Consider the following 13,604-nt stretch of genomic DNA (forward strand, 5'->3'; position numbering starts at 1 on the left):
TCCGATGGGCGCGCCGGCTTGGCGATGGTCGACGAATTCCGTCCCGACCTGATCGTGCTCGACGTGATGATGCCCGAGCTCGACGGCTTCGAGGTGCTCGCCCGCCTCCGCGACACCGGGTCGCGGACGCCGGTGATCTTCCTCACCGCCCGTGACTCGACCGATGATCGGGTCCGGGGGCTCACCATCGGCGGCGACGACTACATGGTCAAGCCGTTCGCGATCGCCGAGCTGGTCGCCCGGGTCAAGCTGCGCATGCGCCAGGCGGGCCAGATCGAACAGACGACCGTGCTGCGATGCTCCGATCTCGAACTCGACGTCGATGCACACCGCGTCACCCGCGCCGGGACGACGATCGAGCTATCACCGACCGAGTACAAGCTGTTGCACTACCTGCTCGTCAACACCGGTCGGGTCTTGAGTCGTGCCCAGTTGCTCGATCACGTGTGGGAGTACGACTTCGGCGGCGATTCGTCCGTGGTCGACACGTACATCAGCTATCTGCGACGCAAACTCGATCAGTCGGAACCGAAGTTGATCCACACGATTCGCGGTGTCGGATTCTGCCTTCGGGTGGACCCGTGACGCTGCGGACCCGCCTGCTGCTCGGCCTCGGCGTCGTGTTCCTCGTGATCGTGGCAGCGGGTGTCTTCACCGTTCGCACGCAACGCGCCCAGCTGTACGACGAGGTCGACACGCAACTCACGACGACACCGCTGCCACCGCAGATGCGGTCACGCGTTCCTCCGGTCCCGCCGGGCGCCGACAATCCGCCGATCGACGAGGAGAGCATCTCCGACCTCTACCTGGCGACGATCGACGACTCCGGTGCGCTGCGCGTCGCGGTGCGCGGTCAACGGTTGGCCGACGTTCCCGATCTCGACGCCGCTGATCTCGATGAACTCGTCGCGTCGCCCGGCGGGTTCTCCGAGATCCGCACGGTCGAGGGAGTGGCGGGACAGTCGACGTTCCGGGTCCAGTTCATCGCCGGGACCGACACCGCCCCGCCGACGATCATCGCGGTTCCGATCGATGACATCGAGGACACGATCGACCAGTTGACCTACACCCTGCTCGCGGTCGCGGCGCTCGTCGCCGTGGTGCTGGTTCTGATCGGCGTCTGGGTCAATCGATTCGGGATCCGCCCGATCGAGGAGATGACCGACACGGCCGATGCGATCGCCGGAGGTGACCGCACCCGCCGCGCCGAGGGGTACGACAGCGGGACCGAGGCGGGCCGGTTGGCGACGGCGTTCAACGTCATGCTCGACGAGCGTGACGCGACCGAGCAGCGGCTGCGGTCGTTCGTGTCCGATGCATCGCACGAGTTGCGCACGCCGCTCACGTCGATCCGCGGCTATCTCGACCTCTACGCCCAGGGCGGTTTCCGTCAGCCCGGTCAACTCGACGATGCGGTCCGGCGGATGCAGGGCGAGGCCGCGCGGATGACGTTGCTCGTCGAGGATCTCTTGATGCTCGCGAAGTTCGACGAGGAGCGGCCCCTCGATCTGGCACCGTTCGATCTCGGCGAGATGGTCCGCGATGTGGCTGAGCTCGCGATGGCGGCACATCCCGAACGGTCGATCGCGGTGGACGACCCCGACTCCGTCGAGTTCGTGGGCGACCGTCTCCGACTCCACCAGGCACTCGCGGGACTGGTCGACAACGCGATCGTCCACACGCCCGACGACGCATCGATCTCCGTCGGGGTGGCGGCCGACGAAGCTGCGGTGTCGATCTCCGTCGTCGACACCGGATCGGGCGTGCCTGTCGATGTCGGCGCCGCCGTTTTCGACCGGTTCACCCGCGGTGACGACTCGCGGGCGCGGACGACCGGAGGGTCGGGCCTCGGACTCGCGATCGTGAAGTCGATCGTCGAGGCCCACGATGGCGAGATCTCCGTCGAGTCGACCCGCAAGGATGGCGACCACGGGAACGGAGCCACGTTCCGGATGACTTTCCCCAGGAGGAATCGATCATGACCAACGAGCAACTTCCCGACGGGCTCACGCTCCAGCGGTCCACACCGACGTTCGATCAGGACACGACCCCGGCCGGACTGCGTTCGGCGCACTCGGTGGCCGAAGGGGTGTGGGCTCGACTCGTCGTCGAGGAGGGGTCACTCGGATTCGTGTTCGAGGACGCTCCCGACGACGTCCGAACGGTTGCGGCCGGCGAGCACCAGGTGATTCCTCCGCAGCTCCCGCATCACGTCGTGCTCGACGAGCCCGTCCGCTTCGCCGTCGAGTTCCATCGGCCCCCGGATTCGGCTGGTGTGGACGGTTCGTCCTTCTCGTCCGGTCTGGCGGACTGAGTCAGTTGGACTCGGCGGACCCATCGGGGTCGGGCATCTCGAACGGAGGGATGTCCGTGACGGCGATCTCGGGGCCGAGGGTCGCGCCGTTGAGTTCGAGGTGGTGGCCGCTCCAGAACTTGCCGGGGTCGTACCAGTTGGGTGGTCGCTTCGACTCGAGCAGTCCCATCCGTTCGTAGGTGATCGCGACGACCTCGGCGCAGAACAGCTGCTCGAGATCGGACGTGCGCCGGACCCGACCCTTGACCCAGCCGGTCGCGAGCGATCGCGTCGCCGGGAACGTGCGTCCGTCGAGTTCGGCGACCGTCTCGATGACGGCATCCTCCATCTCGGTGGTGACGTCGATGTCGATCTGGCGCATCCACGCTTCTTGCCCGTAGCGGTGGTTCCACTGGCCGGCGGCATCGACGAGGCGGTGGAGTTGGGTGCCGCGATGAGTGACGCCCGCCCAGACGTCGGGGATCGTCCGACCGAGTTCGGCGTGCCAGATCAACGGCGGAAGATCGTCGAGGGCGATGACCATGCCGACGTGGTTGACCGGGCTGTTGGTGAACGCCCGGATCGCCCGGTCGGCGGTCGACCTCCCGCGGAACAACCAGACATCACCGGTGCGGGTGACACCGGCTGCCTCGTCGAACGACATCGTCCGATACCCGCTGGAGGTTTCGTCGGTGCTCGCGGTGGGGTGCTCGGTCCCGGTCATCGTGGGCCCTACGGTAGTGAGCATGAGGATCTGGAAGTGGGTTGGTCTCGCCGGCATCGTCGGGGCGGCGGCGCTGGGTGTCGCCGCGGGTGCCGCGACCGTCAAGCGCAAGCGACGCGAGTTCATCGACGCGAACCCCGACGAACTCCGCGATCGCCTCCACGCGCGCCTCGCAGAAGCCCAGTCTCGCCGAGCCAGCTGAGTCCACGGTCTGCGTGGGTCGTCAGGTGGTGGTGATGCGGAAGACCGGGAATCCGGGTGCGACGGCGAGCAGCTCGGCGTCGGTCGAGTCGACGGTGATGCCCTCGAAGAACGCACCGACCTCGAACGCCCACTTGTCGAGGTAGGCGCGCAGGATCGGCAGTCGATCGTGAACGTCGACGATCTCGACGGCGCCGAACTCCTCGACGCGACGACCCTTGCGGAGTCGGCCCGTGCCCGCCACGCGGAGGTTGCGAACCCACTGGGTCTCGCCGCGCGGCGCCACGAGGTACCGTCCGCCGTCGAGCGCGAGCGGATTCACCGGAACGGAGCGCCACTCACCGCTCGTCCGGCCGCGAATCTCGAGAACCCGTGATCCCCACACGCTGATCCCGACCCGGGTCATCGCGCTGATCAGCGGGTTCATGAACCACCGGGTCAGGCCGTTGGGCTCGAGGTAGCGGGTGGTGTCCGTCGTGGTGATGGTCATGTCTCGTCTCGTTTCGCTCGGTGTTCGTATCGATTCGACGAGAGCAGTGCTCTCGTCTGTGATCATTGAACACACATGGCCCCGAGAAGGCAAGAGCAGTGCTCTCATTTCGTGTCGGGCGTGTGTCACACTGACCGGATGGCGACGTTGAGAACCGCACGCGAGCGTGCCCGCGACGAGGTCAACAACGAGATCCTCCGAGTCGGTCGTGAGCAGCTCGCCGAGGTCGGCGCCGCGGCGCTCTCGGTGCGCGCCGTCGCCCGTGAGCTCGGGATGGTGTCGTCGGCGATCTACCGCTACGTCGCCAGCCGCGACGAGCTGCTCACGCGGTTGATCGATGCGGCGTACACCTCGCTCGGCGAAGCGGTCGAGCACGATGTCGAGGCCAGTGCCGATCGGGCTCCTGCCGACCGTTGGGTCGGTGCGGCGCTCGTCGTTCGGGCCTGGGCGATCGAGCGTCCGCACGAGTACGCGCTGCTCTACGGTTCGCCGGTTCCGGGCTACGCCGCGCCGGAGCGGACGTCGGTCTCGGGCACCCGCGCGTCGCGCGCGCTCATCTCGATCGTGCGCGACGCCACCCGCACCGACGCAGGCGATCTCGTGAACTCTTCGCGCACGGAGCGCCGGAAGAGTTCACGAGAACGGGGTGTGGGGGCGGGGTGGAGCGTGGAGTCGGTGGTGGATCCGGAGCTGGTGGGCGACTTCGTCGAGCTGCGGGCGAGCGTCGACCTCGACATCGACGACGACACGCTGCTCGACGTGGTGATTGCCTGGACGCAGCTGTTCGGATTGGTCAGCTTCGAGTCGTTCGGCCAGACCCGCAATCTCGTGCAGAACCACGCGGCGTTGTTCGAGAGCACCGCCCGGCGAACCGCTCAGATCATCGGCCTTCCCGATTCCTGAACGTCAGCGAGCGAGTCGTTCGAGGAACCGGCCGAGCCCGGCGGGGTCGAAGCGTGCGATCAGATGGTCGTCGGCATCCCGACCGAGGTCGAGCGCCGGGCAGAAGAAGTCGTCGTCGCCCACGAAGTAGTGCGGCGAGCCGATGACGCCACGCACCTCGCCCGCCTCGTGGTCGGCGTGGACGGCAGAGTCGTCCTCGACGTCGAACTCCACTCCGTGCTCGGCAGCGATCCGTGCGAGTTCGTCGTGGTGACTGACGTCGATGCCGTTCTCGAACAGCGCCGTGCGGAGCTCCGACGCGACTGCCAGGCCGGTCGACGGATCGTTGTCGTAGGCAGCCGCCTCGAGGGCGAGAGCGGGGATCGTCGTGTTGGGCCACCGGTCGGTGCGCAACCCCGAGAACTTGTCGACACCCAACTGGTCGCGGAGCGCCAGCGCCTTGGTCTGCACGCCGTCGACAGCGAGACCCGTACCGTTGACCCACTCGAGTGGCCAGGCGCGCACGATGACGTCGACGGGTCGATCGAGTTCGGCGATGTGTTCGACGACGTGCTGCAGCCCGATGTAGGCGAACGGGCAGGTGATCTCCGCAAACACCTCGACCGTCGTCATGCGGCATCTTCGCAGACGGTTCGGAACCGGTCGAGGGCGGCGTCGATGTCGGCGTCGGATGTCTGCCAGCTGGTGACCAGGCGGATCGATCCCGGCATGCGGTAGAAGAGGAGACCCGCGGCTTCCAGCTCGGTCGCGACGTCGTCGGACATGCGGGCGAAGAGCATGTTGACGTCGGGTCGGTTCACGAACTCGACTCCGAGGTCGGCGAGACCCGCCGCCAGGCGCGTCATCTGACGGTTGCTGTTGGTGGCGAGCCGGAGCCAGAGGTCGTCGGTCAGGTAGGCGTGAAGCTGGGCGGACTGGTAGCGCATCTTGGACGTCACGTGGCCGGACCGTTTGGTGCGGTACACCAGCTCGTCCGCGGCAGCGTCGTCGAACGTCACGATCGCTTCGGTCGACAGCGCGCCGTTCTTGGTCGCGCCGAGCGAGACGACGTCGACCCCCGCACGCCAGGTGACGTCGGCCGCCGAGCAGCCGAGCGCCGCGATGGCGTTGGCCATCCGAGCGCCGTCGAGATGGACCCGCAGACCGCGTTCTCCGGCGATTGCAGTGAGCGTCGAGATCTCGTCGAGCGAGTAGATCGTGCCCATGTCCGTGGGCTGGGTCAACGAGAGGACCGCCGGCTGTGAATGGTGCGGATCGCCCCAGCGGACGGCCTCGAGTGCGGCGCGGAAGGTGTCCGGCTGGATCCGGAAGTCGTTGCCACGTACGCCGCGCATCACCGCGCCACCGCCGAACATCGACGTCGCGCCGCACTCGCTCTGCAGGATGTGGGCGCTGTCGTGGCACAGCACCGATCCCCACGGTGGGCACAGTGCGGCGAGTGACAACGCATTCGCGGCGGTGCCGCTGGTGACCGGGAACACCCGTGCCGTCGGGTGCTCGAACACCTCGCGGATCAGCCATTCCAGCGATGCCGTCAGGTCGTCCGCACCGTAGGCGATCGCAGTGCCGGTGTTCGCGTCGCCGATCGCGGTCAGGATCTCGGGCGCCACACCGGCGGCGTTGTCACTCCGGAATTCGATCTGGGTCACGTCGCGTGTCTCCCAGCGATCAGGCACCGGTCGAGTCCTCGGTCCAGACGTAGTCGATCTGGTTGGCCGTCCGTTCGGCGAGGGCGCGCCCGGCGAACCGCTCGACGAGGTGGAGCGCCATCGCGATCCCGGAGCTCAGCGCACCTCCGGTGACGACGGATCCGGCATCGACCCAGCGCACCCCACGTCGTGCACCGTCCGGTCCGGCCTGCTCGGTGAGGAGATCGATGTCCTCCCAGTGGGTGGTCCACGGGCGATCGGCCAGCAGTCCGACGTCGTCGAGCAGGAATGCGCCCGTGCAGACGCTCGCGACGGTCGTCTCGCCGCGTCGGGCGACGACCGCGATGGCCTCGAGCATCTCGGTGTTCGCACGCGGACCGGCGAGGTCGACCGCGCCCGGGACGATGAGGAGATCGGTCCGTTCGAGCACATCGCCCGATGCCGTCGGGATCAAGCCCAGGCCGCCGTACGCGGTGACAGGCTCACCATCGAGCGTGACGGTGTCGATGTCGAAGGGCGCGTCACCGCCGCCGCGTGCGGCGAGTCGGTTGGCCGTGAGCAGCACCTCGTACGGGCCGCCGGAGTCGAGGAGGTCGACGTCGTCGAAGAGCAGGATCGAGATGTGCACCCCGCCATCTTGGCCGAAACGGCTCGACCCACCGGCAGGCATTCCCGGGTGCGTGGCGTGCAAGAGTGAGGGGATGAGCGAACAGCGAATCGAAGTCGACCGAACGATCGCCGCCGATCCGGGGGCGATCTTCGAGGTTCTGCGGAGTCCGGACGGCCACGTCCAGATCGACGCGTCGGGGATGTTGATGTCGTCGACGGGCGATCCAGCGAGTGCGGTCGGGGACCGGTTCGTCGTGCACATGGATCGCGACTCGCTGCGCGACTTCGACCTGGGCGAGTACGACGTCACGGTCGTGATCACCGACTTCGAGCAGGACCGTGCGATCGCCTGGACGATCGACGGGCAGATGCAGCCGCCGATCGGGCACGTCTACGGGTACCGACTGGAGCCGACCGACGGCGGGACGAAGGTGACGTCGTACTACGACTGGTCGGACATCCACGAGCAGTACCGCCCGATGGCCGCGGACATCTTCCCCGTGATCTCGGAGACCAACCTGCGCGCCACGCTCGGCATCCTCGCCCGCACGGTGGCGCCCGGTGCCCGACGCCCGGGTGCCTGAATGACGGTGCCATGACGGCGAGCGGCCACGGGGTGGATCACGACGAATTGTTGTCCGACGCGTCGCCCTCGATCGTCGTGCTCGACGGTGGACTGTCGACGGCGCTCGAGCTCGCCGGCGCCGACCTGCGTACCGAGATGTGGACGGCCCGGCTCCTCCGGGACGATCCCGAATCGATCGTCGCGGCGCACCGGTCGTACTACGACGCCGGCGCCGACGTGGCGACGACCGCGAGCTACCAGGCGAGCGTGTCCGGGTTCGAGGCCGTGGGATTCGGTCGGGCCGAGGCAGAGCGCCTGATCGCGTCGAGCGTGACGTTGGCGAAACGGGCGCGGGACGAGGCCGACTCCGATGGACGACGGCTGCTCGTCGCGGCGTCGGTCGGGCCGTACGGGGCGGTGTTGGCGGACGGGTCGGAGTATCGCGGAGCGTACGGATTGTCGGCGTCGGAGCTCCGAGAGTTCCACGGGCCCCGGCTCGAACTCCTGGCGGCAGCCGAGCCCGATCTGTTCGCCGTCGAGACGATTCCCGACGTGCGCGAGGCCGAGGTTCTCGTACCGTTGCTCGACGATGTCGGACTCCCGGCCTGGTTCGCCTACACGATCGATTCCGGCCGGACCCGCGCCGGCCAGTCGCTGGCAGAAGCGTTCGACGTCGTGGCAGGGAGCACCGAGATCATCGCCGCTGGAGTCAACTGTTCGGCGCCGGAGGAGGTGACCGGCGCGGTGCAGGCGGCCGTCGCCGCGACAGGTGTCGCCGGGGTCGCCTATCCGAACCGTGGCGAGCGGTGGGATGCGGTCGCCAACGCCTGGTGCGGTGTCGACTCGTTCTCGCTCGACCTCGTGCCGGAGTGGCTGGAAGCCGGTGCGCGCTACATCGGAGGGTGTTGTCGGATCTCGCCGGCCGACATCGCGATGCTCGCGAGCGCTCTCGACCGCTGAATCGCCCCGATCAGGGACGCGGTTCCACGGTGGCGAGGCCGAAGCGACACGCCGCAGTGGCCGCGCCGTCGCGGACGTCACCACCTTCGTCGACCAGGATCTCGTTCAGGTCGGTGTCGGAACCGAATGCTCCGTTCTTCCGGGAGACCGGACGCCCGTCGTCCAAGCGAATGCGGTGCCACGGCAGGTTCCACGGCTCGGCCGGAATCCGGTGGTCGATCGCCTCGTCCGAGACCAGTTCGACCGCGAGATGGTGCGCCGTCATACCGCATCCCCACCCTCGTCTTCGACGACGGAAATGCCGAATGCGCTCGTCGCGATGACTCGCGGGCTTGCGGTCGCGTCGCGTGTGGTGTTGGCCGTTGCGCAGGGATCGCCGAACGTGACCGTGTACCTCGAGGCTGCCGCGCGGGTCGATGTCCCAGTCGAGGACGTCGACCTCCCCAGGAACACCGGGGTCCGCCATGCGCTCGAACTCTGTGGCACACGCGAGATCTACTCCGCCCATGTCCCGCGGGTCGACGTGCATCCGGGCGAACAGCTCCGCAAGATCATCCAGGCGCCGGCGGAGGCGGAGACACGAGGCTTGCCGGTCCTCGCGGTCACCATCGTTCACCCCGATGCGCCCGCGACGGGTCCGGTCGTCGAACTGGACCCGGCGCACACCGACGCCGGATTTGCCGCGCTCTTCGCCGCCGGTCTCGCCGGCACGACGCGCAGTCCGCTGCACGTGCTGCGGTCCCCGGTGATCGTTCCGGAGCGAGCGTGCGGTTCGCCGACGCGCTCCATCGGGCCCGCGAAGCGATCGTCGACGATCAGATCGCGGTGTACGAACAGACCGGTGAGCGCGATGTGATCGATGAGTCGATCGAGAGCGCGCGGGGCGCGCGGTCGTGATCGGGTTCGGTGGAGTCGCGATGCGGGGACGCAAGTTGGCCCGTCCGGACGAACTTCCGGACTCTGTTCCGGAAACTCCCGACGGGCACCTCGCGCACGTGCTCCTCCAGCAGATCTCGACGGACCTCGTGGTGGTGTGTGACGACATCGAGACCCACACGGGCATCTCGCACGCGCGGACGCGGCGCTCGGCGTCGCCGCCGCAGGATTGGTCGTCGCCGGTGACGACCGGGACGCCGACGAGTAACCCCGAAGCGAGGTGTTACCTTCGTCACATGGACGGGGGATTCGAGGGTCAGGTCGCGCGGATCGTGGAGGGGTTCTATCCCCGCTCGCACCAGGTGGAGATCGTCGATTTCGGCCCGATCCCGGGTGGCTTCTCTCGCGAGACGTTCCGCTTCGATGCGATCGTCCACGCCGCCGGCGGCCAGCAGCGTCATCAGCTGATCCTGCGCAAGGACCCGCCGCCCGCAGTCGCCCTCCTCGAGACGAGTCGAGCAATCGAGCACGATCTGATCGAAGCGGTTCGGCTCAACACCACGGTCCCGGTGACGCAGAGCCTCGGGTACGAGATGGACCGGTCGGTGCTCGGTGAAGCGGCGATGGTCCTGCGACGGGCCGACGGCAATTCGATGACGACCGACCTCTTCCACGATGGGCCGGACGTCGACCAGGTCGACGACGTCGTGCGGCATCTCTGCGAGTCGCTCGTCGAGCTCCACCAGACCGACATCGCCACCCTCAATCCGAACGGCGATCTCGACGATCCTCGTCACGTCGGGATCGATGTGGCGTCGTGGGACCGCTACATGGACTCCACGTTCGACTACTACCTCGATCACTACTCGCAGATCAACCGTGATCCGATGTTGTGTCTCCTGCTCGACGTGTTCCTGACCCTGCGTCGCACCAAGCCGCGACCGCTTCCGCTGTCGGTCGTCCACGGCGATTTCAATCCGGCGAACTTCCTCTACGCCGATGGCCGGGTGACCGCGCTGATCGATTGGGAGAACGCACGCGTCGGCGACCCGCGAGAGGACCTCGGGTGGATGGCGATGATGGACGGTCTGTCCAACACGAGCATCATGTCGCATCCGGCCGACGAGGGTGGGTTCCTCGCCTACTACAACACGTTGACGGGGTACGAGATCACCGAGCAGGAGATCGGCTACTTCGTGCTGTTCGGCAGCGCCAACATCGCCGTTCCGATCAATGCCGCGATCAACCGTCGGGTCCTCCTCGAGAACCGGGAGCTGCTCCACCTCTATCTCATCCAATCGAGTGCGCCGGCGTTGCCCGGGATGGCCCAACTTCTGCAGTACCCGGGGGTCCCCGCATGAACACCTCACCGTCCATCGACCAGATTCTCGAAGGTGTCCTCCTCGCGATCGAGGACGAGATCCTTCCGGCGTTGAACAACCCGAAGGCGTTCGCGACCGCCCAGATGATGCAGTCGTTGCTCCAGGGCGTGCGCCAGACGCTCCCCGTGATGGACGCTCAACTCGTCGACGAACACAACGACATGATTCGCACGCTGGTCGACACGGCCGCGGCGTTGGGCGACGCGACCGGCGACGCCGCCGATCGTGTGCGCGGGAGGGCGTCTGCGTTCGGCGCGTGGGATCCGCTCCCTGCACCGGTCGATCGGGACGCGGTCATCGCAGCCCACACCGAACTGGGACGAGCGATCGAGACCACGTTCCTCGATCTCGACGAACTGCAGCGTGCCGGCATCTCGTCCGCCGACGATGCGGTCCAGGTCGTGCGCGCCCATCTCGGGCCGCGCTACGTGCGCGACGTGCAGACGATCTGCGTCGGTGAGGGATTCATCGGCCGGAGCTGAACCGGAGCTGAACGAGCTCGCGACGGTCGTCAGCTCTCGCGTTCCTGGACGACGGCGTTGATCCGTTCGGCCACGGTCGGGATCTGCTCGGTCATCGCCGTGAAGTCCCAACTCATCATGCAGGCGACGCGGCAGCGGCTCTTGGTGGTGACGCGAGCGTTGCGCTTCTCGTGCTTGACGAGCGCCATCTCCCCGAAGACCTCGCCGGGTCCGAGCGTCGCGACAAACGTGAAATCGCGATGGATGTCGACCTCGCCGTCGAGCACGACGAAGAACTTGTAGGCGTAGTCATCCTGCTTCGCGAGGCTGCTGCCGGCGACGATCTCGACCTCGTTGAACCGTCCGGCGCAGTCGGCGAGTTCGTCGTCGCTCAACCCCTCGAACAGTGAGAGTGCGCGCAGTTGATCGACTTCCATGGCTGGTTCATCCCCGTTTCGGCTTCGACGATCGCCGTCCCACGGGCGATGTGCGCAACCTAACACCCCGTCCGAGCGCGCCTGACGGGTCGTGCCGTCGACGAGACTCGGCCCCATGGCCGATGTGCGACGCTTCGTGATCCAACAGCACGACGCGACGCGACTGCACTGGGATCTGCGGCTCGAACACGACGGTGTACTGCTGTCGTGGGCGCTGCCTCGGGGCGTCCCGTGGAATCCGAAGGAGAACCGACTCGCGGTCCGGACCGAGGACCACTCGCTCGACTTCCTCGACCACGAGGGCGACGACTTCGACGGACAGTTCGGCGCCGGTCGGAGCACGCAGTGGGATACCGGGACGTTCGAACTCCACAAGCTCGAACCCGCCGACGATCCGACGAAGCTCGTCATCACGCTGTCGGGCACGCGGGTGTCGGGAAAGTACTCGTTGTTCTCGATGCGTGGGAGCCGGGACTGGCTGATCCACCGGATGGACCCACCCGTCGACGAGAATCGGCGTGCGGTCCCGATCGGCGTCGTTCCGATGACCGCCACCGACGGTGATCTGCCCGACGACGTGATGGCCGGCGGGTCGGGTGACTCGGCCTGGTCGTGCGAGCGGCGGTGGAACGGCATCCGGGCGATCGTCACCGACGACACCGGCCGGGTGGTGATCACCGATGCCGGTGCCAGTGACATCTCAATCCACTTCCCCGAGGTCCGGCGGATCGGCCGCGCGATCGGTCATCGCGAGTTGATCCTCGACGGCGTCATCGTCCCGATCGATCCGGACAGTGGCGACGTGCTCCACGATGGTTCCGGCCTCGATCGACGGCTCCGCATCGGCAGCGACAGTGGCGCGCGCAACGCGACCAAGACTGCACCGGTCGTGTTCATGGCGTTCGACGTCCTCTGGAGCGACGGCCACCCGCTCACCGGACTCCCGTGGGAGCTTCGCCGCCGACAGCTCGACGACCTCCGCCTCGACGGTCCCGGCTGGCGAACCTCGCCGATCCTCGAACCCGACGAGGTGTTCGCGGCCATGGACGCAGGCGAGACCGGCGTCGTCGCGAAGCTCATGGCCTCCACCTACGCGATCGGCACCGAATCGCCCGACTGGATCCGTACGACCTGAGTCCGGGCGATCGGCTCGCTATCGTTGCGGGAGACAACGGGTAGAAGCAGTCAGCGTGCGATCGGCACGCAGGTCATTGCCCCTCGCAACCACGAGGAGACCACCATGTCCGCACCCACGACCGGATCAGTCGAGACCGAACTCGCCAAGGAACGCACCTTCGGCGGCGACGGCGTCGACGTCGACCGGGAGATCCGGATCATCGACCTGTCCGACGCATCGGCCACCCAGTCCGACATCGACGACGCGCTGTGGTCGGCCGCAGCAGAGACCGGGTTCTTCCAGGTGACCGGCCACGGGATTCCCCAGGCCGACGTCGACCGAGCCTTCGCGATCACCGAGCGCTTCTTCGACCTCCCGACCGAGGTGAAGGAGCGCCGTTCGATGCCGCCGCGCACGAACAGCGGCTGGGAGTTCAAGTCGCAGAAGCGACCGTCGACCGGCACCTACGACCACAAGGAGACGTTCCAGGTCACGATCTCGCGGATGGAGAAGTACGACCTCTGGCCGACCGAGGACGAGATCGCCGACTTCCGCCGGATCCTCTCCGACTTCGAGGCGGCCAACCACGCGCTCGCGATGCGGATCCTGTCGTCGTTCGCCCGCAAGCTCGGCTTCCCCGACGCGTTCTTCGCCGAGCGCCACGATCCGACCTCACCCGAGTACCAGTCGACGTTGCGCGTCCTGCACTACCTGCCGATGGACGCGAGCGACCTGCAGCCGGGGGAGTGGCGCGCCGGTGCCCACACCGATTTCGACTGCCTCACGCTGCTCCACCAGCGCGTCGGCCAGCGCGGTCTGCAGTTGTGCCCGGGTGCCGAGGCGGCGAGCCGCGAGTCGACCGATCCGCTCGGGTGGACCGACGTCGAGCCGGTCCCGGGGACGGTCACGTGCAACATCGGCGACATGCTCATGCGCT

19 protein-coding genes are annotated in these 13,604 nt (G+C 67.4%); 12 read left to right on the forward strand and 7 right to left on the reverse strand.

Annotated features, from left to right (window positions below):
* The 3 genes from WBV89_RS09895 to WBV89_RS09905 form a co-directional block, all read left to right on the forward strand.
* A partial coding sequence (locus WBV89_RS09895; protein ID WP_423981173.1) for a response regulator transcription factor occupies positions 1-585 on the forward strand: 585 nt, incomplete at its 5' end.
* Positions 582-1,982 carry a sensor histidine kinase gene (locus WBV89_RS09900; protein WP_423981174.1) on the forward strand — a complete coding sequence of 467 codons (1,401 nt, stop codon included), beginning with the start codon at positions 582-584 and terminating at the stop codon, positions 1,980-1,982. The genes WBV89_RS09895 and WBV89_RS09900, both read left to right, overlap by 4 nt.
* Positions 1,979-2,314, forward strand: a complete 336-nt coding sequence (locus WBV89_RS09905) for a DUF1971 domain-containing protein (RefSeq protein WP_423981175.1) — start codon at positions 1,979-1,981, stop codon at positions 2,312-2,314. The genes WBV89_RS09900 and WBV89_RS09905 overlap by 4 nt, the downstream gene beginning before the upstream one ends.
* Before the next feature lies 1 nt (position 2,315).
* Here WBV89_RS09905 and WBV89_RS09910 read toward each other — a convergent pair whose 3' ends face one another.
* Positions 2,316-3,017 (reverse strand): hypothetical protein, encoded by a 702-nt coding sequence (locus tag WBV89_RS09910; RefSeq protein WP_423981176.1) that lies wholly within the window; start codon positions 3,015-3,017, stop codon positions 2,316-2,318.
* Between the two features lie 22 nt (positions 3,018-3,039).
* On the opposite strand from WBV89_RS09910, the gene WBV89_RS09915 reads away from it, so the two are divergent.
* A complete protein-coding gene (locus WBV89_RS09915) occupies positions 3,040-3,219 on the forward strand; it encodes a hypothetical protein (RefSeq protein ID WP_423981177.1) in 180 nt (59 codons plus the stop codon).
* A 21-nt stretch (positions 3,220-3,240) separates the two neighbouring features.
* Here WBV89_RS09915 and WBV89_RS09920 read toward each other — a convergent pair whose 3' ends face one another.
* Positions 3,241-3,708, reverse strand: a complete 468-nt coding sequence (locus WBV89_RS09920; RefSeq protein WP_423981178.1) for a deazaflavin-dependent nitroreductase — start codon at positions 3,706-3,708, stop codon at positions 3,241-3,243.
* A 138-nt stretch (positions 3,709-3,846) separates the two neighbouring features.
* On the opposite strand from WBV89_RS09920, the gene WBV89_RS09925 reads away from it, so the two are divergent.
* Positions 3,847-4,611 (forward strand): TetR/AcrR family transcriptional regulator, encoded by a 765-nt coding sequence (locus tag WBV89_RS09925; protein WP_423981179.1) that lies wholly within the window; start codon positions 3,847-3,849, stop codon positions 4,609-4,611.
* Between the two features lie 3 nt (positions 4,612-4,614).
* Here the strand turns inward: WBV89_RS09925 and WBV89_RS09930 are convergent, their stop codons facing one another.
* Genes WBV89_RS09930 through WBV89_RS09940 form a run of 3 tightly spaced genes read right to left on the reverse strand, consistent with a single transcriptional unit; the run spans position 4,615 to position 6,888 of the window.
* On the reverse strand, positions 4,615-5,223 hold the full coding sequence (locus tag WBV89_RS09930) for a DsbA family oxidoreductase (RefSeq protein ID WP_423981180.1): 609 nt from the start codon (positions 5,221-5,223) through the stop codon (positions 4,615-4,617).
* A complete protein-coding gene (locus tag WBV89_RS09935) occupies positions 5,220-6,260 on the reverse strand; it encodes a threonine aldolase family protein (RefSeq protein WP_423981181.1) in 1,041 nt (346 codons plus the stop codon). The genes WBV89_RS09930 and WBV89_RS09935 overlap by 4 nt, the downstream gene beginning before the upstream one ends.
* A 19-nt stretch (positions 6,261-6,279) precedes the next feature.
* On the reverse strand, positions 6,280-6,888 hold the full coding sequence (locus tag WBV89_RS09940; protein ID WP_423981182.1) for a DJ-1/PfpI family protein: 609 nt from the start codon (positions 6,886-6,888) through the stop codon (positions 6,280-6,282).
* 73 nt (positions 6,889-6,961) lie between these two features.
* On the opposite strand from WBV89_RS09940, the gene WBV89_RS09945 reads away from it, so the two are divergent.
* Both WBV89_RS09945 and mmuM read left to right on the forward strand, forming a co-directional pair.
* A complete protein-coding gene (locus WBV89_RS09945; RefSeq protein WP_423981183.1) occupies positions 6,962-7,453 on the forward strand; it encodes an SRPBCC family protein in 492 nt (163 codons plus the stop codon).
* Positions 7,454-7,464: 11 nt separating this feature from the next.
* On the forward strand, positions 7,465-8,394 hold the full coding sequence (gene mmuM, locus WBV89_RS09950) for a homocysteine S-methyltransferase (protein ID WP_423981184.1): 930 nt from the start codon (positions 7,465-7,467) through the stop codon (positions 8,392-8,394).
* 10 nt (positions 8,395-8,404) lie between these two features.
* On the opposite strand, the gene WBV89_RS09955 is transcribed toward mmuM, so the two are convergent.
* Entirely contained in the window at positions 8,405-8,659 is a 255-nt protein-coding gene (locus WBV89_RS09955) for a hypothetical protein (RefSeq protein ID WP_423981185.1), read from the reverse strand.
* A 54-nt stretch (positions 8,660-8,713) separates the two neighbouring features.
* On the opposite strand from WBV89_RS09955, the gene WBV89_RS09960 reads away from it, so the two are divergent.
* From WBV89_RS09960 to WBV89_RS09970, 3 genes are all read left to right on the forward strand, one after another.
* A complete protein-coding gene (locus WBV89_RS09960; protein ID WP_423981186.1) occupies positions 8,714-9,250 on the forward strand; it encodes a hypothetical protein in 537 nt (178 codons plus the stop codon).
* A 316-nt stretch (positions 9,251-9,566) separates the two neighbouring features.
* On the forward strand, positions 9,567-10,631 hold the full coding sequence (locus tag WBV89_RS09965; RefSeq protein WP_423981187.1) for a phosphotransferase family protein: 1,065 nt from the start codon (positions 9,567-9,569) through the stop codon (positions 10,629-10,631).
* The gene (locus tag WBV89_RS09970; protein WP_423981188.1) at positions 10,628-11,134 is read left to right on the forward strand and encodes a hypothetical protein; all 507 of its coding nucleotides are present in this window, start codon (positions 10,628-10,630) and stop codon (positions 11,132-11,134) included. The genes WBV89_RS09965 and WBV89_RS09970 overlap by 4 nt, the downstream gene beginning before the upstream one ends.
* A gap of 29 nt (positions 11,135-11,163) precedes the next feature.
* Here WBV89_RS09970 and WBV89_RS09975 read toward each other — a convergent pair whose 3' ends face one another.
* Positions 11,164-11,550, reverse strand: a complete 387-nt coding sequence (locus tag WBV89_RS09975; protein WP_423981189.1) for a cyclic nucleotide-binding domain-containing protein — start codon at positions 11,548-11,550, stop codon at positions 11,164-11,166.
* Between the two features lie 115 nt (positions 11,551-11,665).
* On the opposite strand from WBV89_RS09975, the gene WBV89_RS09980 reads away from it, so the two are divergent.
* Positions 11,666-12,685, forward strand: coding sequence for a DNA polymerase ligase N-terminal domain-containing protein (locus WBV89_RS09980; RefSeq protein WP_423981190.1), 1,020 nt, complete (start codon positions 11,666-11,668; stop codon positions 12,683-12,685).
* Between the two features lie 105 nt (positions 12,686-12,790).
* On the forward strand, positions 12,791-13,604 hold an 814-nt coding region (locus WBV89_RS09985; protein WP_423981191.1), incomplete at its 3' end, for a 2-oxoglutarate and iron-dependent oxygenase domain-containing protein.

Source organism: Ilumatobacter sp., assembly GCF_049588435.1.
GTDB lineage: Bacteria > Actinomycetota > Acidimicrobiia > Acidimicrobiales > Ilumatobacteraceae > Ilumatobacter_A.

What these genes read in the sequence shown, in the direction of transcription:
- mmuM (WP_423981184.1), top strand. Translation starts at nt 7,465, where the DNA reads ATGACGGCGAGCGGCCACGGGGTGGATCACGACGAATTGTTGTCCGAC.
- WBV89_RS09955 (WP_423981185.1), bottom strand. Translation starts at nt 8,659, where the DNA reads ATGACGGCGCACCATCTCGCGGTCGAACTGGTCTCGGACGAGGCGATC.
- WBV89_RS09925 (WP_423981179.1), top strand. Translation starts at nt 3,847, where the DNA reads ATGGCGACGTTGAGAACCGCACGCGAGCGTGCCCGCGACGAGGTCAAC.
- WBV89_RS09905 (WP_423981175.1), top strand. Translation starts at nt 1,979, where the DNA reads ATGACCAACGAGCAACTTCCCGACGGGCTCACGCTCCAGCGGTCCACA.
- WBV89_RS09930 (WP_423981180.1), bottom strand. Translation starts at nt 5,223, where the DNA reads ATGACGACGGTCGAGGTGTTTGCGGAGATCACCTGCCCGTTCGCCTAC.
- WBV89_RS09915 (WP_423981177.1), top strand. Translation starts at nt 3,040, where the DNA reads ATGAGGATCTGGAAGTGGGTTGGTCTCGCCGGCATCGTCGGGGCGGCG.
- WBV89_RS09970 (WP_423981188.1), top strand. Translation starts at nt 10,628, where the DNA reads ATGAACACCTCACCGTCCATCGACCAGATTCTCGAAGGTGTCCTCCTC.
- WBV89_RS09965 (WP_423981187.1), top strand. Translation starts at nt 9,567, where the DNA reads ATGGACGGGGGATTCGAGGGTCAGGTCGCGCGGATCGTGGAGGGGTTC.
- WBV89_RS09945 (WP_423981183.1), top strand. Translation starts at nt 6,962, where the DNA reads ATGAGCGAACAGCGAATCGAAGTCGACCGAACGATCGCCGCCGATCCG.
- WBV89_RS09980 (WP_423981190.1), top strand. Translation starts at nt 11,666, where the DNA reads ATGGCCGATGTGCGACGCTTCGTGATCCAACAGCACGACGCGACGCGA.
- WBV89_RS09960 (WP_423981186.1), top strand. Translation starts at nt 8,714, where the DNA reads ATGACTCGCGGGCTTGCGGTCGCGTCGCGTGTGGTGTTGGCCGTTGCG.
- WBV89_RS09910 (WP_423981176.1), bottom strand. Translation starts at nt 3,017, where the DNA reads ATGACCGGGACCGAGCACCCCACCGCGAGCACCGACGAAACCTCCAGC.
- WBV89_RS09920 (WP_423981178.1), bottom strand. Translation starts at nt 3,708, where the DNA reads ATGACCATCACCACGACGGACACCACCCGCTACCTCGAGCCCAACGGC.
- WBV89_RS09975 (WP_423981189.1), bottom strand. Translation starts at nt 11,550, where the DNA reads ATGGAAGTCGATCAACTGCGCGCACTCTCACTGTTCGAGGGGTTGAGC.